Origin of the sequence: Streptomyces sp. NPDC127595, assembly GCF_042671685.1 — a bacterium.
In the GTDB taxonomy this organism is placed as follows: domain Bacteria; phylum Actinomycetota; class Actinomycetes; order Streptomycetales; family Streptomycetaceae; genus Streptomyces.
Map to the genome: position 1 here is coordinate 133,969 of NZ_JBHXWK010000008.1, position 18,053 is coordinate 152,021.

Annotated in this window: 16 protein-coding genes; 11 read left to right on the forward strand and 5 right to left on the reverse strand. The window is 64.0% G+C overall.

Features of this window, described 5'->3' with window-relative positions; genetic code table 11:
- The first annotated feature begins 52 nt into the window (after window positions 1-52).
- From ACFVKT_RS25470 to ACFVKT_RS25485, 4 genes are all read left to right on the forward strand, one after another.
- Window positions 53-2,482, forward strand: coding sequence for a phage tail tape measure protein (locus ACFVKT_RS25470; RefSeq protein WP_385735250.1), 2,430 nt, complete (start codon window positions 53-55; stop codon window positions 2,480-2,482).
- Complete coding sequence (locus ACFVKT_RS25475) at window positions 2,479-3,660, forward strand: hypothetical protein (protein WP_385735251.1); 1,182 nt, start codon at window positions 2,479-2,481, stop codon at window positions 3,658-3,660. Before ACFVKT_RS25470 ends, ACFVKT_RS25475 begins: the two co-directional genes overlap by 4 nt.
- 17 nt (window positions 3,661-3,677) lie before the next feature.
- Window positions 3,678-4,400: a hypothetical protein gene (locus ACFVKT_RS25480; protein ID WP_385735253.1), complete on the forward strand. Its 723-nt coding sequence runs from the start codon at window positions 3,678-3,680 to the stop codon at window positions 4,398-4,400.
- A gap of 722 nt (window positions 4,401-5,122) precedes the next feature.
- Window positions 5,123-5,608, forward strand: coding sequence for a hypothetical protein (locus ACFVKT_RS25485; RefSeq protein ID WP_385735255.1), 486 nt, complete (start codon window positions 5,123-5,125; stop codon window positions 5,606-5,608).
- Between the two features lie 316 nt (window positions 5,609-5,924).
- Here the strand turns inward: ACFVKT_RS25485 and ACFVKT_RS25490 are convergent, their stop codons facing one another.
- The 3 genes from ACFVKT_RS25490 to ACFVKT_RS25500 form a co-directional block, all read right to left on the reverse strand.
- The gene (locus ACFVKT_RS25490) at window positions 5,925-7,646 is read right to left on the reverse strand and encodes a PHP domain-containing protein (RefSeq protein WP_385735257.1); all 1,722 of its coding nucleotides are present in this window, start codon (window positions 7,644-7,646) and stop codon (window positions 5,925-5,927) included.
- A gap of 188 nt (window positions 7,647-7,834) precedes the next feature.
- Complete coding sequence (locus tag ACFVKT_RS25495; protein WP_385735259.1) at window positions 7,835-9,304, reverse strand: alkaline phosphatase PhoX; 1,470 nt, start codon at window positions 9,302-9,304, stop codon at window positions 7,835-7,837.
- A gap of 166 nt (window positions 9,305-9,470) precedes the next feature.
- Entirely contained in the window at window positions 9,471-9,947 is a 477-nt protein-coding gene (locus ACFVKT_RS25500; RefSeq protein WP_385735261.1) for an ATP-binding protein, read from the reverse strand.
- A gap of 153 nt (window positions 9,948-10,100) precedes the next feature.
- Here ACFVKT_RS25500 and ACFVKT_RS25505 point away from each other — a divergent pair, with 153 nt between their 5' ends.
- The 4 genes from ACFVKT_RS25505 to ACFVKT_RS25520 all read left to right on the forward strand — a co-directional run bounded on the left by ACFVKT_RS25505 (window position 10,101) and on the right by ACFVKT_RS25520 (window position 13,691).
- Window positions 10,101-10,946, forward strand: coding sequence for a Scr1 family TA system antitoxin-like transcriptional regulator (locus tag ACFVKT_RS25505; protein WP_385735263.1), 846 nt, complete (start codon window positions 10,101-10,103; stop codon window positions 10,944-10,946).
- Complete coding sequence (locus ACFVKT_RS25510; RefSeq protein ID WP_385735265.1) at window positions 10,943-11,188, forward strand: DUF397 domain-containing protein; 246 nt, start codon at window positions 10,943-10,945, stop codon at window positions 11,186-11,188. The genes ACFVKT_RS25505 and ACFVKT_RS25510 overlap by 4 nt, the downstream gene beginning before the upstream one ends.
- A gap of 331 nt (window positions 11,189-11,519) precedes the next feature.
- Window positions 11,520-13,061 carry a carboxylesterase/lipase family protein gene (locus tag ACFVKT_RS25515; protein ID WP_385735267.1) on the forward strand — a complete coding sequence of 514 codons (1,542 nt, stop codon included), beginning with the start codon at window positions 11,520-11,522 and terminating at the stop codon, window positions 13,059-13,061.
- Window positions 13,062-13,121: 60 nt separating this feature from the next.
- Complete coding sequence (locus tag ACFVKT_RS25520) at window positions 13,122-13,691, forward strand: TetR/AcrR family transcriptional regulator (protein ID WP_385735269.1); 570 nt, start codon at window positions 13,122-13,124, stop codon at window positions 13,689-13,691.
- A 129-nt stretch (window positions 13,692-13,820) separates the two neighbouring features.
- Here the strand turns inward: ACFVKT_RS25520 and ACFVKT_RS25525 are convergent, their stop codons facing one another.
- The gene (locus tag ACFVKT_RS25525) at window positions 13,821-14,714 is read right to left on the reverse strand and encodes a GyrI-like domain-containing protein (RefSeq protein WP_385735271.1); all 894 of its coding nucleotides are present in this window, start codon (window positions 14,712-14,714) and stop codon (window positions 13,821-13,823) included.
- A 637-nt stretch (window positions 14,715-15,351) separates the two neighbouring features.
- Between ACFVKT_RS25525 and ACFVKT_RS25530 the strand changes: the two genes are divergently transcribed.
- Window positions 15,352-16,116: a tetratricopeptide repeat protein gene (locus ACFVKT_RS25530; protein WP_385735273.1), complete on the forward strand. Its 765-nt coding sequence runs from the start codon at window positions 15,352-15,354 to the stop codon at window positions 16,114-16,116.
- Between the two features lie 26 nt (window positions 16,117-16,142).
- Here the strand turns inward: ACFVKT_RS25530 and ACFVKT_RS25535 are convergent, their stop codons facing one another.
- A complete protein-coding gene (locus ACFVKT_RS25535) occupies window positions 16,143-16,550 on the reverse strand; it encodes a RidA family protein (protein WP_385735275.1) in 408 nt (135 codons plus the stop codon).
- A 127-nt stretch (window positions 16,551-16,677) separates the two neighbouring features.
- On the opposite strand from ACFVKT_RS25535, the gene ACFVKT_RS25540 reads away from it, so the two are divergent.
- Together ACFVKT_RS25540 and ACFVKT_RS25545 are read left to right on the forward strand one after the other, a co-directional pair.
- Window positions 16,678-17,058: a winged helix-turn-helix transcriptional regulator gene (locus tag ACFVKT_RS25540; RefSeq protein ID WP_385735277.1), complete on the forward strand. Its 381-nt coding sequence runs from the start codon at window positions 16,678-16,680 to the stop codon at window positions 17,056-17,058.
- A 94-nt stretch (window positions 17,059-17,152) separates the two neighbouring features.
- On the forward strand, window positions 17,153-17,944 hold the full coding sequence (locus ACFVKT_RS25545; RefSeq protein ID WP_385735279.1) for a PIG-L deacetylase family protein: 792 nt from the start codon (window positions 17,153-17,155) through the stop codon (window positions 17,942-17,944).
- The last annotated feature ends 109 nt before the right edge of the window (window positions 17,945-18,053 follow it).

The following is an 18,053-nucleotide window of genomic DNA, read 5'->3' on the forward strand; positions in this document are numbered from 1 at the left end:
TTCACAACAAACGAAACTCAAAGTGAGGTGAGCGGGCACGCCCCAATAAGCCATGGCTAGAAACAACATCACAGTAAACGTTCTGGCTAATACCCGGAACCTAACGAGAGGTATCAGAGATGCCGCTCAGCAGACCTCTACTGGTCTGCGAGGAATTGCAACTAGTGCCCGTACTCATGTTTCCAGTGCGCTTACCAGCCTTAGAGAGCTAGCAGGCCCAGCCGCTCTAGGCGCCGGCGCTGCCATTGGAACCGTTCTTATCGCTGGTCTTGCTCAGGCAATGGAACAGGGAAAGATTACGGCACGTCTAGAGGCTCAGCTTGGGGCTACCCCTGCTGTAGCCAAGAAGGTCGGTAAGGCTGCTGGACAGCTCTACTCAGATGCTATCTCTACCGACTTCCAGCAAGCAGCGGACGGCATCAGAGCCGTTATGACTGCTGGTCTTGTTCCACCGGATGCAAGTATCAAGCAGATCAAGTCCATTAGCGCTAACGCTATTGACCTTGCGAACACCTTTGAGATTGACCTAGGGCAGGCTACGAATGCTGCCGGACAGATGATTAAGACTGGTCTGGCAAAGAACGGCAAGGAAGCCTTTGACATCCTGACAAAAGGCTTCCAGACCATGGGGCCAAGAGCTGATGACCTTGGCGATACGTTCAATGAGTACTCCACTCAGTTCCGCCAGATGGGTCTTACCGGTGCTGAGGCTACCGGAATCCTTTCCCAGGGAATGAAGGCGGGAGCCAGAGACACTGACGTTGTCGCAGACTCCCTGAAGGAATTCACCCTTATCGCTCAGGGTGGAGGTGAGAAGGTTGACGCTGCGTTTGCCACTATCGGCCTTAACGGTAAGGAGATGCAGAAGACTTTTGTCGAGGGTGGACCAAAAGCCAAGGCTGCCTTGGACAAGGTCTTTGATGGTCTTCGCGCTATCAAGGATCCGGCAGAGAGAAACGCTACGGCTCTTGCTCTGTTCGGTACCAAGTCTGAGGACATGCAGAAAGCCCTGTTGGCTATCGATCCGTCCAAGGCTGTCTCCGACCTGGGAAAGGTTGGGGGTGCTGCTGATGACATGGGTAACAAGCTCCGCGACAACGCAGCTACCAAGGTTGAACAGTTCAAGCGAAAGCTTCAACAGAGTCTCGTGGACTTTGTGGGTACCGAGGTTCTTCCGATTCTGGAGAAAGTCGTTACCTGGGTTCGTAGTAACCAGGACTGGCTTAAGCCTCTTGCTGGTGCTGCGGTAGCTCTTGGTGTAGCTCTCGGCATTGTTGCTGCGGCTACTTGGGCTTGGAATGCTGCCCTTGCTGCTAACCCTGTTGTCCTCGTCATTGCCGCTATCGGTCTTCTGATTGCCGCCTTTGTCTATGCCTACAACCAGTCTGAGACATTCCGTGCGGGTGTCCAGAAGGTTTGGGAATGGCTGAAGCAGACGACTGCACCTGTATTCACATCTATCAAGGAGGCCATCTCAGCGGCCCTTACCGCCATTGTGGCTTTCTGGCAGCAGCACGGTGCCGTTATCACTGAGTACGTCACCACGTACTTCGGTTATGTAAAGGGCATCGTAGAAGGTGCTATGCAGTACATCCGAGGGATTATCCAGATCGTCACAGGTCTTATCTCAGGCGACTGGGGCAAGGTTTGGGAGGGCATCAAGAATGTCTTCCAGGGAATCTGGAAGGTCATTTCCAACTACGTCAACCTCGTCTGGCTACAGATTCAGGGCTACTTCTACGCCTACCTAGCGGTCATCAAGAAGCTTTGGACAGAGGTATGGAATGCCCTCAAGAGCATTGTCACCAGTCTGTGGAATGGCATTAAGAGCCTTATCTCTGGTGCCATCAACGGCATCAAGAATGACATCTCCAACAAGCTCAACACCATCAAGAGCCTTTGGAACGGTGCTTGGAATGCGGTAAAGAGCTTCCTGTCCAGTGCATGGTCCGGCATCAAGGGAATCGTTGGCGACGCTGTCAATAACCTTGTCGGCAAGGTTAAGGGCATCAAGGGAAGTGTTCTAGGTGCTCTGTCCGGTGCTGGCTCTTGGCTGTACAACGCCGGTAGACAGGTCATCCAGGGTCTTATCAACGGCATTAGATCCATGGTCGGAGCTGCTGTCTCCGCTGCTAAGGGAGTAGTGAAGGGTGCCATCGATGGCGCCAAGAACCTCCTAGGTATCAACTCACCATCCCGAGTATTCAAGGAGATTGGTCAGTTCACCGTAGAGGGTCTGGCTCTTGGACTTGAGAAGACTCAGGCAGTCAAGAAGGCCACTGTAGAGCTAGGGAAGACAGTCACCGATAACTTCGGTGCCCGCATCAACCTAGAGCCTGTTACAGGGCTATCTGCGGCTTCTACGGGGTCTCCAGTAAGCATCACCATCAACGCTGGTGTTGGCAGTGACCCTGTAGCGATCGGAAGGGAAGTTCGTAAGGCACTTGATGCGTACGACAGAGCGAATGGAGTACGCAGATGAGTAGCCTTATCGATCAGCTACGACTACAGGTACAGACAGCCAAGCCAGACATCTTTGTTCTGACTACCTCCACCTTGAATGCCTTCAAGCTGGGTGGAGCGGCTGAGGCAGAAGAGTACGACCCCAACACTGAATGGCTTGACATCCTCGGGGACACATTGAATATCCGAGTTACCCGAGGGGCCAAGCGCGGTGACAATATCCAAACGGAAGTAGAGGTTGGAACGCTAGAGGCTCGTGTCTATGACGGGAACCTTGACCCAAATTCCAACCCCTACATCAAGATGGGTGTCCCTGTACGGCTACAGGCTCTACAGGGCGCCGCTTGGGTTACTCAATACACAGGAACCATCTCAAGAGTCCAGGTCGCCTACAACGCAGACAAGAAGGCTACGGTGACTCTTTCAGCAGTCGACAGAGTAAGTGATCTGGCGAATATCAACCGTGCTGGAGTAGTAGCGGGAACGTTCGCTGAGCGCATTGAAGACCTGTTGAGTAAGCACGGAATCGACTACGAGGTAACCGGGGGAACTAGCGCTCTTACGGACAACAACTATGAGAGCACCCTCGTCAACCATCTCTCTCTGGCTCAGAACAGTGAGCTTGGATCGGTATTCGTCGACAAGGAGAACGTAGTTCAGGCATACGGAAATGGTTCCTTGCCTACAACAGAGCCGGTACTGAACTTTACTGACACCGTGGACAGTGAGGACCCTCTAGCGGCGTACTACCTCATTGACGGCTTCACAGTCGGATATGACTCAACACTCATGTTCAACGATGTATTCGTGAAGAACCTAACCCGTGGCGTAGACGAGGAAATGAACTACACCAGTATTGAAACCACGTATGGACCGTTTACCAACAAGACGTCTGTTGCAACGTGGGGATCTCGTCAGACCGAGGTGACAACGAACCTCGCTACCGAGGAGGACATCGAGGTTTACGCCAATATCGTTCTTGATGAATTCGATTCGCCAGAACTACGCGTAGACACCATTCGATGGAACGCAACAGATCACGTCTCCAAGGTTGCGGGTCTGGAACTGTACGACTTGGTGAACGTGGAATACAGCAGTGAGACAGCAAGTATCAATAAGCCGTTCCGTGCTCTGGCATTGGAACACGACATTACCCCTGACAGATGGATAGTTGATATCGACCTACTTGATGTCTGAGGGAAGGAGGATTCTAAATGCCAAATGTACATAAGGTCTTTGCGGACTACGAGGTACTGACCGCAGATGACGTGAACGACTACCTCATGAACCAGGTCATTGTGAAGGTGGATACATCTACCGACCTAACCTCATTGCCTACGGAGGTAAAGACTGCCTACGTGGTCGACACTGGTCAGGTTATGGCCAGAGACAACACAGATGCCTGGGTACCTCTTGGTGGAGTTGCCACAGTCTCGACAACGGCGCCCAGCAACCCCCAGGTAGGACAGCTATGGGTTATGCCTTCCCAGACCCTTCCTGCCCCTAGCTCTGGCTCACTGGCTACAGCCACAACTGACATCACGGCTCTAAATGGCACCTATACGGCTTGGGGTAACACCGTCAGCTACAACAACAACAGTGGCAGGGCTATCAAGGCTCTCGTTATGTGGGGTGGAAGCGCTGCTGTTCCATCAACCGGCTCATCCAACTTCCGTGCACGTCTCAACTGGACAGGTGCAACAACGGGAAACAGCTACGACGCTACAACCAGCACTCTCGGTCGAGGTCTTTTTCTGTCCACGGCAAGTGCATGGGAAAGCTGGGAGCGCACGCTAGTGATTACTTTGAACAGTGGAACAACGACGTTCCAGATTCATGCCGCTATGGACGTTGCCTCCACACCCACCAATAAGCCAGGGATTGGGAACGCCGGCATTCAGGTGTCCCCTCTTGGCTTTGCAGATCAATGGGCGTGATGCGTCATGTCAACGCTCGTATGGAACGGAACAGACTGGATTGATGCAACCTGGGTTCGTACGTGGAACGGGTCTGCGTGGATTGCTCGTGTTCCCCTGTATTGGGATGGTGGAGCATGGATGCCTGAGGATTCCCCTTACACGCCAGGGTCCATCCGCACCGATATCAACCTCTCTTGGAATGTTGCGGCTCCTACTCCTGCGGGTTCTTGGCATACAGCCAGCAAGAACTTCAGTGCTGCATGGGGAGCCACATACCGCGCAAACGCAAGCAAGAGAACTGACGTCGATACTCTGGTTCAGGGCTACTACAGCGGAACGAATGGAAACCAGCGATCAATGTGCGGTTTCAGCGTCTCAGGGATTCCCTCAGGGGCGACCATTACTGACTGCAAGCTGGTTCTGAATGCGTCTTGGTGGTACTACAACGACGGCGGAACAGCAGTTATCGGAACTCACAACAAGTCTTCCGAGCCTGGTTCATACACAAGCTCAGGAGTCGATACAGACAGGTTCCGAGTCGGATGGTCCACCAAGACAGGATCAAAGACCATTGACGTAAGCAACACGATTGGCCAGGAGTTCATTGATGGAGACAGTAAGGGGTTCGTATTCGGTCCTGGCCCCTCTACCTCACTTGAATACTACGGATCATTCGTAGGGTCTGGTTCTTCAAGACCAGTCCTGAAGCTCTCCTACAAGTGGTTCTCTTAAGGAGGAACATGTCACTATCCATCAGAACGTCTAGCGCTACCTCTCTTGGTTCACCAACAAGCGTGAGCCTTGGCGGTTACGCATCCAACGCAGCTCCATCAGGATCAACCAATGGATTCTGGGACGCTGTATCCACCGGACAGGCAGATGCCCACACCGTTGAATACAGGTGTCTGTTCGTCTACAACAACGGCATTTATCAAGTCACCGGAGTAAAGGTAGCCATCTCCAATCAGCTATCAGGAGGCTCCACTATCGCGGTAGCCATGAACAGTGCAGCGGCTGCACCAGTAGCCTCTTACACGAGTGCAGTCATTGCCTCTGAGGCATCTGCACCAACCACCCTTGGTTGGGTCACCTCGGTAACCCTCGGGACTCTGGAAGCTGGACAGGTACGTCACTTCTGGCTCAGAAGAACAGCTCTTGGAGACAAAGCCGTATCCGGTGACTACGTAACGCTAGCCATCACCGGAACGGAGGTCATTCCTGAATGAACGAAGAACACGAAATGATCGTCTTGTTGACTCGTCTGGAAACCAAGCTGGACACAGTCCTACTGTCCAACGCAGACCATGAGGCACGTATCAGAGAACTAGAGAAGAACGACCTGGGAAGGATCATCCCATTCCTTATTGGACTGCTTACTATCGCATCCCTCTGCGTTGCTCTCTTCATGTAACTATCCATAAAGAAGAAGCCCAGAACCAATTAGGTTCTGGGCTTCCTTATTAAGACGCTAATTGACGTTGCGGTATGATGCCCCTGTCATGAGAGCACCTGTAGTTGACCTGCAACCCCTGTAGTGCCTGTTCACGACGGGAGGACCCACACGGGGTTGGAGTAGAACCACAGGTCGACCCACGGGTCGGCGTCGCCGACGACGTCGAGGGCGGGGCCGTTGGGGTCGACCGCCGCACCGTTGATGCCCGTCGCCGAGCGCTTGCCGTCCGAGCCGCGCAGGCGGACGTAGAGCGGGCGGTCGACGTTGCCGAGGGAGTACGTGATCCGGACCGTGCCGGTCGTCTTGTCCACCTGGTACGACTGGACGACCTTCGCCGTCGGCGCGCTGAAGGTGTCCTTGTCCGTGGCCGGGCCGGTGACATCGCCCTGGATGACGTCCACGCGGGCCAACTTCGGTACGAACCCTGCCCAGTTGGGGGTGTCGGCGAGCGCGATGTCGACCGTCAGGGTCACCTTCGTGCCCTTCTTGACGTGCAGCGCACCGCCGAGTGTGGCCCACTTGCCGCTGCCGGAGAGGCGTGCGTCGAGGCCGCTGATGAGCTGTCCGTGGTCGACCCAGATACGGCCGGCCCGGATGCCGTCCATCACGGCGGCGTACGAGAAACCGTCGGAACCGACGTGCGTGCGGCTGTACTGGCCGGGCCAGTAGTCGCCCTGCGTGAGGTCGACCTTGCCGGCGTACACCGGGTCGGTGTGCCTGCCGTTGAGGTCGAAGTCGGTGTCCGGGCCGCCGCGCTTGGCGGTGTCCGTGTACACCTGGTGGGAGTCGGAGTTGGCGGTGATCCACCAGGGCTTGCCCTCGGCGAGGAGGCTGTCCCACAGGCCGCCGACAGTGGCCGTCATCCAGTCGAAGCCGCCCCAGGTGCGGTAGCTCTCCAGCGGGTAGCCCGCGAAGGAGTCGGCGCTCGGGTTGTTGTCGTAGATACCGCGGGCGCGTCCCATGCCGGTCGGCGCGGCGATACCGGCGGCCTGGTGGCCCGGCGCGCCCTCGAAGCCGATGGCGATCTGCTTGCCGCCGGGCGTCGCGTCGCGCCAGCCGCGGATCTCGTGCGGCGAGTCGACGCCACGCCGCGCCGGGTGGTTGGCGAGCATCAGCGCGTCCTTGACCTTGCGCCGCTGCACCTGCTCGGAGAGGAAGGCGAGACCCGCGACGGCGAGCGCCTCGTTCGCGGGCGAGGAGCCGCTCGCGCCCTTCACGCTGCCGTCGTAGTCGGTCTCGAAGGCCTTCAGGACGCTGACCTCGTTGGCACCAGGGTGCACGAAGACCGTGCCGTGCTCGGCGCCCGGGATGTTCCACTCCAGGCCCTGGAAGACGAGGGTGTCCTCGTACGTCTCCCGGGCCTCCTTGATGTCCGGGTTGACCTTCTCCACACCGATCTTGGCGTGCGTCACGCTGCCGTGGTCGGTGATGACGAGCCAGTCCATGCCGTGCTTGGCGCCCTGGCGGACCTGGTCGGAGACGCGGTACTTGCCGTCGCTGCTGTACTGGGTGTGGATGTGGTGGTCACCGGCCAGCCACAGGAAACCGTTGGCTCTCCGGCGGCTCTCGGAGGCGTACGCGGGGGCAGCGGCCGCACCCTGGGCCAGTACGCCGCTCGCGGCCAGGCCGGCGCCCAGCAGACCCGCGCGGCGCAGCATCGTGCGGCGCGACTGCTGGTCGGGGCTGAGCGCCTCGTCGGGCACGGAAGTGTCGATGGCCGCGGCGAGGGTCGTGCCCTCGCCGGTGTCAGCGTGATCGTGGGTGTGGTCGTGGTGGTGATGACCGTGGCCGTGCGCGTGTCCGTGCCCCATGTCTGCCTCCTGAGTTCGACACCCGCATATGCGCGTGCGAGATGGAGACTCGATGTGAAACATGAACGTTGAACAACCACGGGGTAATCACTCGGCGACCCAGGTACGGCGGTCTGAACCAGCCACTCCCACTTGCCCCAACTGCCGCGTTTGTCACGACAGTTGGGGGCATTCCGCGAGGCGCCGGATCAGCGCTGGTAGCGCCAGGGGCCCGTGATGGCAAGGAGGATGCCGGGGTTCTGGATGCTCGCGTACAGCGTCTTGCCGTCCGGCGAGAAAACGACCCCGGCGAACTCGCTGTAGTTCGGGTCCTCAGCCGTGCCGTCGTTCAGCTCGTTCCGGGCGATCGGGTACGTCTTGCCCGACTCCGTGGCGCCGAAGAGGTGCTGAACACCCTCGCCGTCCTCCGCGATGATCACACCGCCGTACGGGGAGACCGTGATGTTGTCCGGGCCGTCGAGGACGCCGTCGTTCGCGTCCGGGTCGGGGTTGACTCCCAGGATCAGCTTGAGGGTCAGCGTGGAGCGGGCGGGGTCGTAGAACCACACCTGCCCGTCGTGCTGGACCGGGCTCTCCTCGCGGGCGAAGGACGAGACGACGTAGGTGCCGCCGTCGGCCCACCACATGCCTTCGAGCTTGCGGGCGCGGGTGATCTGCGTGTCGGTGAACTGCTTGCGCACCGAGACGGTCTTGGCGTCACGGTCGGGGACCGCCACCCACTTGATGCTGTAGGTGGTGCCGGCCTTGGTGGCGCGGGACAGGTCGTCGACGTGGTTGCCCTCGGAGTCGAAGGCCTTGAAGGCCTCCAGCACACCGGCGGTGTCGGAGAGCGTCCGCAGCTTGCCCCGGCCGTGCTTGAAGCCCTTCGGCGGAGTCCACCGGTAGAACAGGCCGTTGGGGCCCGAGGCGTCCTCCGTCAGGTACAGGTGACCGCGCTTGGTGTCCACGACGACGGCCTCGTGGTCGTAGCGGCCGAGCGCCTTGACCGGCTTCGGGTTCTGGTTCGCACGACGGTCGTACGGGTCGACCTCGAACACGTAACCGTGGTCCTTGGTCATGCCGTTCTCGCCGGCCTTGGCGGTGTTCTCCTCGCAGGTCAGCCAGGTGCCCCAGGGGCTGCGGCCACCGGCGCAGTTCTGCTGGGTGCCGGCGATGCCGACCCACTCGGACACGTGCTCGCCGTCCTTGGAGACCTCGACGACCGTGCAGCCGCCGGGCGCGGCGGGGTCGTAGACGAGTCCCGGGGTGAGCGGCACGGGGAACTCGACCGCTGTACGGGAGTCCTTGATCTCGTGGTTGTTGACCAGCAGCGTCGAACCGCGCGTGCCCTTGAAGGTGGCCGTGCCGTCGTGCTTGTTCGGCGTGAACTCACCCGAGTCCATCTTGGTCACACCGGCGTGGGTGACGACCTTGTAGGAGAACCCCTTCGGCAGCGCGAGCAGCCCCTTGGGGTCGTCGATCAGCGGACCGTACCCGGTCTTGCTCTGGTGTCCCTGCGAGAGGGCTTCGTCCTGCTCCTGCCCCCGGCTCTGAGCGTCTTCCGCGCTCTCGGCGGCGTACGCGTACGTGCTGGCGGTGGACAGCACGGCGGCGCTGCCGATGAGGGCGATGCCCGCGCCTGCTGAGGTCTTGGCGAAGTCTCTTCGGGTGGTAGGCACGTTTATCTCCTGGGTGACACGATCCGGGGGGAGCCCATAGGGCTGGGCGAGGCACACAGTTCCCTGCCCTGCCGAACGGAAGGTGAACTGGACGCAACGCCCGTACGAGATCCCGAACATATGGTCCATACCTTCACGCGATCAAGGCTCCTGCCGCTTCTCCCTCTCAATTCCCAGGTGGAAGGCGTTCGCCGGCCATTCTTCCGAGCCCCTTCGGCAGCGGAATCTCCGCCCACACGGTCTTGTACGTCCCGTCCTCGCGCGGCTCCACACCCCACCGCCGGGCCAGCGCCACGACGATCAGCAGCCCGCGCCCACCGTCGCCGTCCGACGGCTCCTGGAGCACGGGCAGCCGGTCGGCCCTGCCGTCCGCGACCTCCACCCGTACGACGTCCTCGCGCAGCACCAGCCGTACGCGGAAGTCGCGTCCCCGCACGCGCCCGTGCCGCACGGCGTTCGCCGCGAGCTCGGCGACGACCAGGGTGACGGTTTCACTGACCTCGGTGTCGTACGCGAACCCCCAGACGTCCATCCGGTTCGCGACCAGCCGCCGCGCGAGCCGGGCCCCTCGCGGGGTGCAGCTGTAGAGCTGCGTGAACGTACCGAGGGTGACGGGGACTTGGGCCCGGGGGTGTCCTTGCATGGGTCAACGGTGGCGGGGAGGACGGCGGTCGACCAGGCACGGCACTCCGACAGTGCGTGCTGTACGAGTTCACGGTGTGGACAGTTTGGGTAACCGTCCGTGACCATAGGTGACTTGGCGGGGTTGTCACCAAGGAACACAGGAGTTCCCGGAATGACCGACAGCATCGAGAGCACCGAGAGCGCTACGAACGAGCCCGAGCCGCCCGACAGCTTGAAGGCGTTCGGGGCGGTACACAAGGCCTTCCGCAAACGGGCGGGTTACACGCAGGAGGAGTACGCGCCACTCGTCCGGTACCAACCGGGGACGGTGGCCTCCATCGAACAGGGGCGGCGCTTCCCGCAGCGCAGGTTCGTCGAACGCTCGGAAGAGGTCCTGGAGGCGTTCGGCGTACTCCAGGAGGTGTACAAGCACGCGGGACGGGAGACGGGACTGGCGTCCTGGTTCCGCAAGTGGGGTGAGCTGGAGGAGCAGGCGATCAGCCTGTACACGTACGAGAACCGGCTCGTCCCCGGGCTTCTCCAGTCGGAGGGATACGCACGGACCCTCTTCGGCGCGCGGGTGCCGCTGCTCACCGAATCGCAGATCGAGGCCCAGCTCACGGCCCGCATGGAACGCCAGAAGCTCCTGCGCGAGCGGCCCAACACGGCGTTCAGCTTCATCATGGAGGAGTACGTCTTCCAGCGGCGGACCGGAGGGACGAAGGTCACGCGGGAGTTGCTCGACCATGTGCTGGGACTGAGTGAACTGCGCAATGTGGAGGTGCAGTTGCTGCCGATGGCGTGCGGTGTCCATGCCGGGCTGGCCGGCCCCATCCAACTGCTGGAGACTCCGGAGAACGAGTGGTTCGGCTACTGCGAGGGGCAGCGAAACGGTCAGTTCATCGCTGACCCGAAATCGATCAGTGTGCTGCACATGCGCTATGCGAAACTGCGTTCACAGGCTCTCACTCCGGAGGATTCTCTGAGCCTGCTGGAGCGGATGCGAGGAGCACTATGAGCACGACCGAACTGGCCTGGTTCAAGAGCAGCTACAGCAGCAGCGGCGACGGGGACTGCGTCGAAGTAGCCCTCGCCTGGCGCAAGTCGACGTACAGCGGCGATGACTCCGGCGACTGCGTCGAGATAGCCGCCTGCCCCACCACCATCCACATCCGCGACTCCAAGAACACCCGCGGCCCCCAACTCGCCCTCGCTCCCGGCACGTGGACGGACTTCGTGGAGTTCGCCGCGGGTCGGTGATCACCCTCCTCGGAGGAACAGTGAGCCTTAGTGCTCGGGGTTCCGGCCGCGTGTTCCTGTTGTCGGGTTGTTGTTCCCTTGGTTGTCGGCGTTCCAGCTGGCCGAGTATGTCGAGGCCGCGCAGATGATCCCCCGTGCCCGGCTGCTCGCCGGACTCGTCGAGCGCGGATCGCACGCCCGGCCGAAGCGGCCCTGAGGAGGGTGGCACCACCGCCGGCCGACACCCGGCGCCGGGCGCCCGTTAAATGAGTGGCCCGCGCCTTGGTTCGGCGGGAGGATCCGGCACAGAAGCGTCTGTTTCCGGACCTCCCGAAAGGAATCCGAGGTGCCCGTGACCGTGCCCCAGTCGTCCGAGGCCCAGCCCTCCCCCGAAGTACGCACGGCGGCCGGGGTGTTGCGCGGCAGCAGTGAGGCGGGGCTCGCGGTCTTCCGCGGCATCCCGTACGCCGAGCCGCCGGTCGGCGCGAACCGCTTCGCCGCACCGCAGCCCGTACGGGGCTGGGACGGCGTACGGGACGCGCTGTCGTTCGGTCCGCCGCCCCCGCAGGCCGGTGCGTTCGGCATGGACGCGCTGTCGCAGGACGCCGAGGGCGACGGTGACTGGCTGACGGTCAACGTCTGGTCGCCGGATCCGGCCCCGGGGGCCGGGCTCCCGGTGATGGTGTGGATCCAGGGCGGCGCCTATGTGATCGGCACGTCCGGCCTCCCGGAGTACGACGGCAGCCGCCTGTCCCGTGAGGGCGGTGTCGTCGTCGTGACCTTCAACTACCGTGTGGGCCTTGAGGGTTTCGCGCAGATCGAGGGGGCTGCCACCAACCGGGGCCTGCTCGACCAGGTCGCCGCGTTGACGTGGGTGCGCGACAACATCCGGGCGTTCGGCGGCGATCCGGACCAGGTCACCGTCTTCGGCCAGTCGGCGGGCGGGGGTTCGGTCGCCGCACTGCTGGCGATGCCGCGAGCTGCCGGGCTGTTCCACCGGGCGATCGCGCAGAGCGTGCAGAGCACGTTCTTCACACCCGCGCTGGCCGCCGACATCGCTTCCGCGTACGCCTCGGAACTGGGCCTGCGCTCCACGGTTGCCGACCTGTCCGGCGTGACGCCGCCCCGGCTCGCCGCAGCTGGCGACGCGGTCACCGCGAAGGCGGCTCAGTGGGCGGACCGTTGGGGCCGGGCCGCGCAGCGGTCGATCCTCATCTCACCCGTCATCGACGGCGACACCCTGCCGGTCACTCCCTGGCAGGCGCTGGCCGACGGCGCGGGCCGGGACATCGAACTGCTCGTCGGCCACACCCGCGAGGAGCAGCGACTGCTCACCGCACTCGACGGTCTCCTCGGCCAGGTGACCGAAGAACAGGCGACGGCCGCCCTGAGTTCCTTCGCCCCCGGCCCCGACGGCGCCGAGCGCTACCGAGCCGCCTTCCCGCTCGCGAGCCCGGACGACCTCTACGAACTGGTCAACTCCGACTGGCTGTTCCGCATGTCGAGCCTCAACCTCGCCGAGGTCCAGGTCGCGGCCGGCGGCCGTGCCCATGTCTACGAACTGACTTGGCCCGCCCCCGGGATGGGCGGCATCCTCGGCGCCTGCCACGGCCTGGACGTACCGCTCGTCTTCGGCAACCTGAGCGACACCCAGGCCGCCATGCTGATCGGCGAGACCCCCTCCCCGGAAGCCGAGACCCTGTCCGCCCACATCCGCACCGCATGGACGGAGTTCGCCATCCACGGCACCCCCGGCTGGGACCCCTACACCCCCGCCCAACGCCTCACCCAGCTCTTCGACACCACCCCGACCGTCACGACCTACCCGGAGGAGAACTCTCGCCTGCTCTGGCAGAACCACACCTTCCCGGCGCTGTCCCTGACCGACCGGTAGCCGACCTACACTAGCTTTTTGCCTAGACCATCTAGGCAGGGCAGCTGGAGGCGGTCACTCATGGCGCGTGTGGGGCTCACGGCCGACCGGCTCGTGGAAGCCGCCGCCGATCTCGCGGACGAGGTCGGCTTCGAGAACGTCACCGTGTCCGCGCTGGCACGGCAGTTCGGGGTGAAGGACGCCAGTCTGTACTCGCACGTCAGGAACGTGCAGGACCTACGGGCGCGGATCGCGGCGCTCGCGGCCGGCGAGATGATCGACCGGATCGCGAGCGCCGTGGCCGGGCGGGCCGGCAAGGACGCGCTGGTCGCCTTCGCGGGGGCCTACCGGGAGTACGCCCTGGAGCGCCCCGGCCGCTACCGGGCCACGCACACGCAGCTTGACCCCGCCGTCGTCGCCGAGTCGAACACGTACCGGCGTACCGCCGAGGTGACGTACGGGATGCTGCGTGCGTACGGCCTGTCGGAACCCGATCTGACCGACGCCGTACGGCTGTTGCGCAGCACCTTCCACGGTTACTGCGGCCTTGAGGCCATCGGCGGATTCGGCGACCCCAGGGACGTACAGGCGTCCTGGGAGCGGGGGTTGGACGCGCTGCATGTGGCACTGACGCACTGGCCGCGTGATTGACAAGTGACTCTCGCCGTCTGCGGCAACCGGGGATCGGGCGCGCGGTGGCCCAGAACCGCCACGCGCCGTTTCCTGCTCGGACCGCCACGCACCGCTCCCCGCCCAGGCACGCGGCGCGCGGCTTCCCGCTCAGGCCCGCGGCGCGCGGCTTCCCGCTCTGACCGCCGTCCGCTCCACGGGGATCCACAACTCCGCGTCGGCCTGTGTCCCGTCCTGGGACAGCCGGGTCCGCAGGATCTCGGGCCCCGGCCGGCTCTGGTAGGGGTTGGACGGGAACCACTGGGTGAACACGTCCCGCCACAGGTACTGGAGGGTCTGCGGAAACGGCCCGGAGCTCTCGAAGACGGCCCAGGCACCGGCTGACACAGCGAGCGCGTCCATGTCGTCGGGCACCGCCGCCCCTGTCACCACTGCGTGGTAGTAGTCGAGTTCGGTTCCCTCGGCGCGGCTGTCGTCCAGATTGTCGCTCACCGAGATGAGCCCCTCCGGCTCCTGATCGGACAGAGCCTCGATGCGCCGGATCGTCTCCTGGCCGAGCCCCCGGATGAACGCGGCGATACCCGGGTTCATCCCCTCATGCACGAGCGGGACCCGCGCTTTCCTGCCGACCACCCGGAACTCGTCCTTCTCCACAACCCTGTACCGCATGCTGCTGCTCCCTTCGACGATGAGGCGGAAGGACATCCGGGGCTGGGACTGCAGACTCGCGCCGAGCCGTCTGACCTCGCCGGGACCGACGCCGTGCATGGCACGGAACGCCCGCGCGAACGCCTCGCCCGAGGAGTAGCCGTACCGCACCGCGATCTCCAGCAGCGTCCGCTCCCCGGCCAGCACCTCGGCACCCGCGACCGTCAGCCGCCTGCGCCGGACGTACTCCGACAGCGGGAGCCCCGCCAGCGCCGAGAACAGCCGCCGGAAGTGGTACTCCGACGTCACCGCGATCCGCGCCAGCTCGGACACCTCGATCCGCTGATCAAGGTGGTCCTCGATGTGCTCCATGGCCTGGTTCAGCCGCTCCAGCACCCCGGCCCCCTTCCCTTCCGATCACCACGTTAGGAAGGACCCACCCTGCCGGACCCGACATCCTGTGCCCGGTCGGGTCGGGTACTACATCCCCCCACCGGCCAGAAGGGGCGTCATCCGAGCTTTCCGACGACATCCGCTCAGTACGTCGACGACCGGGGCGGTGACCGATGCCTGGGGCGCCCCGGTTCCGGTCGGAACGCCCCAGGGGTTCATCCCACCCCTGCAACGCCCTCCGGCACCAGATGCCGGGCGAAGAGTTCGTCGCGGATCCGGGCCGCGTGGAGCTTCTGCCTCAGTGCAGAGATTTCCGCCGACGCCCGACACCTGGTGGTCTGACGCTCAGTCATGTACCGCGCGTCCACGGCTGGTTGGTACCTCCCGTGCAGATGTACGTGATCACCGCGACGGAGTTGGCAGTGGACGCGCCGTAATTGCGAACGAGCGGCCGTCGAAAGGTAAGCGGTTGCCATGGCGAGGTCAACGGGGCCGACCGGACCGGCCGGTGAGCTCACAGGTCCGGGTGCCGGTGCGCAATCCCCTTCACGGACCTCGACGGTGTGGCTTGTTCCGGGATGCCGCACGCGGGTGCGCCGTACCTACTCTGTGAGCAGGTGGCGGACGAGGGGCGGATGCCATGACCGAAGAGCCGTACGCGGAGTGGGCCGAGACGATGTGGGCGCTGCGGAAAGAGTTGCAGCAAGCCGCCGAGGACCGGTCCTTGGAGGGGGTCGACCTGTCGAGCGCGGACGGCACGCACTTCCCGACGAGACCGTCCGGGGGCGAGCCCGTGGCATTCTTCGAGCGGCTGGTGGCCGAGCGTGAACGCGACCTCGGGCCCGAGCACCCCGACACCCTGCTCGCCCGCAACAATCTCGCGGGCGCCTTTCAGCAGCAGGGCCGCCTCGATCGGGCGGTGCCGTTGTTCGAGCGGAACCTCGCCGACAGCGAACGCGTCCTGGGGCCGGACCATCCCGACACCCTCGCCTGCCTGAACAACCTCGCGGGCGGGTACGAGGCGGCGGGCGACCCGGCCCGCGCCGTCCCGCCGTACAGCCGGGCCCTGGCCGGCCGCGAGCGCGTGCTCGGGACCGAGGACATCCGCACTCTTCTGTGCCGGGACAATCTCGCCCGCGCCCTCGAACTGACGGGCGAACCGGCCCGTGCCGTCCCGCTCCACGAGCGCACCCTCACCGACCGCGAGCGGGTCCTGGGACCCGACCATCCCGACACCCTGCTCTCGCTCAGCAATCTCGCCCACGCTCAGCACCGCGCGGGGAACCGGGAGCGGAGCACGGAGTTGTTCACAAGGGCGTTGGCCGTCGGTGTACGAACCCTCGGGCCCGACCACCCCGCCACACAGCACCTACGGGAACTGCTGAGTCAGGTGCGGGGCGGCTGACCGGCCGCTCCCGGCGAAGGGCCTGTTCAGTCGAGGATCGCGGTCACCTCGACCTCGACGAGGTGGTCGGGTACGTCCAGTGTGGCGACGCCGATGAGGGAGCCGGGTGCCATCGGGGTGACCCCCAGTTTCGCGGCCGCGCGCGCAACGCCCTCCAGGAAGAGGGGCATCTTGTCGGCGGTCCAGTCGACGACGTAGACGGTCAGTTTCACCACGTCGTCGAAGGAGGCGCCGGCCGCGGCCAGGGCGGTGCCGGCGTTGAGGTAGCTGCGCTCGACCTGGGCGGCGAGGTCGCCCTCGCCGACCGTGGCGCCGTCCGCATCCCAGGAGACCTGTCCGGCGACGAAGATCATCCTTGTTCCGGTCGCGATCGACACCTGGTGCAGGACATCGACTGCCGGAAGTCCGTCGGGGTTCAACAGGGTGATGGCCATACTGTCCGCCTCCTCATGGCAAGAGCCCGTTCGTGCCAGGGCTCGTGCTCTCTTGTGGTTACTCAGGAACCGTAGGAGAGTGTGGGCTGACATGGAAGAACGCACTTTTCAGTGACTGGGGAACCTCATGGTGACCAAGCAGTTCAGCGGCTCGCGCGACGAGGCGGACCTGAGGCGGGCGGACACCCTCGCGCGGGAGATCTTCTCCGACGTCGCCAACAAGTGGGCGCTCCTGATCATCGAGGCCCTGGGTGAACGCACCCTGCGCTTCAGCGAGTTGCGCAACGAGGTCGAGGGCATCAGCCACAAGATGCTCACCCAGAACCTGCGCATGCTGGAGCGCTACGGCCTGGTCGACCGGTGCGTGCACCCCACCGTGCCGCCGCGGGTCGAGTACACCCTCACCAAGCCGGGCCAGGGCCTGCTGGCGACGATCGACGGACTGTGCGACTGGACCCACCGGTACTTCGCTGACATCGAGGCATCCCGCCGCCGCTTCGACGCCTGAGGGGTGAGGCGGCCGGCCTGACTTCCCGCTCCGGAGGTGATCGTCCATGTCCGCGCCCGCGCCTGTGCCCACGTCCGTGCCTCTGCCTGTGCCCATGTCCACGTCCGTGCCCGCATCCATGTCCACGTCCGTGCCGAGCCTCCTCGCGGTTTTCGCCCACCCGGACGACGAGTCCCTGTCGGCGGGCGGAGTGCTCGCCCGTCACGCTGCCGCGGGCGCGCGCACCGCGGTCGTCACGGCGACCTGGGCCGCGGACACCCCGCGCGCCCTGGAGCTGGCCGAGGCACTGCGCATCCTCGGCGCCGGCCGGCCCCGGATGCTCGGCTACGCCGACGCTCGCGTGCCGGGGTCGGCGCCCGGCAGGGTGCGGTTCCGCGAGGCGCCGCTCGACGAGGCGGTACGGGAACTGGTCGCGCATATCCGGGAGTTCTGCCCGGAGATCGTCGTCACCCATGACGCCTACGGCGGGCTGACCGGTCACGAGGACCACGTACACACGCACCGGGTGACCATGCTCGCGGTCCAGGCGGCCGGGCTCGAGCGGCTCCACCCGGAGGCCGGCGACCCCTGGCAGCCGGGCGCCCTGTACCTGGCCACGCACCCGCACTCGGCCATGCGGGTGTGGGGCGGACACCTGGCCCCTACGGACAAGTCGCTGCACAGCGTTCCGGACGAACGGGTCACCGCGACCGTCGATGTCAGCCCCTGGCTGGAGCAGAAAACCGCAGCCGTACTGGCTCACCGCACCGAGGTGGAGCGGGGAGCCGCCCCCGGACTGATCGCCGGCCTCTCGGCGTCCGACCGGGAGCAGATGCTCTCCACGGAGTGGTACATACGCCACGACCCCGTCTCCGCGGCGGCGGCGCAAACGGAGCTGACCGCCTGAGCACGCGGGAGGGGGCCGTGACGGATCGTCGCCATGTGAGCCGCCTCGGCCCCTCCTCGGTCGCGCTCGATGGCGCGATGCGCCTCCCCGGGTCAGCGCGGCCCAGCGC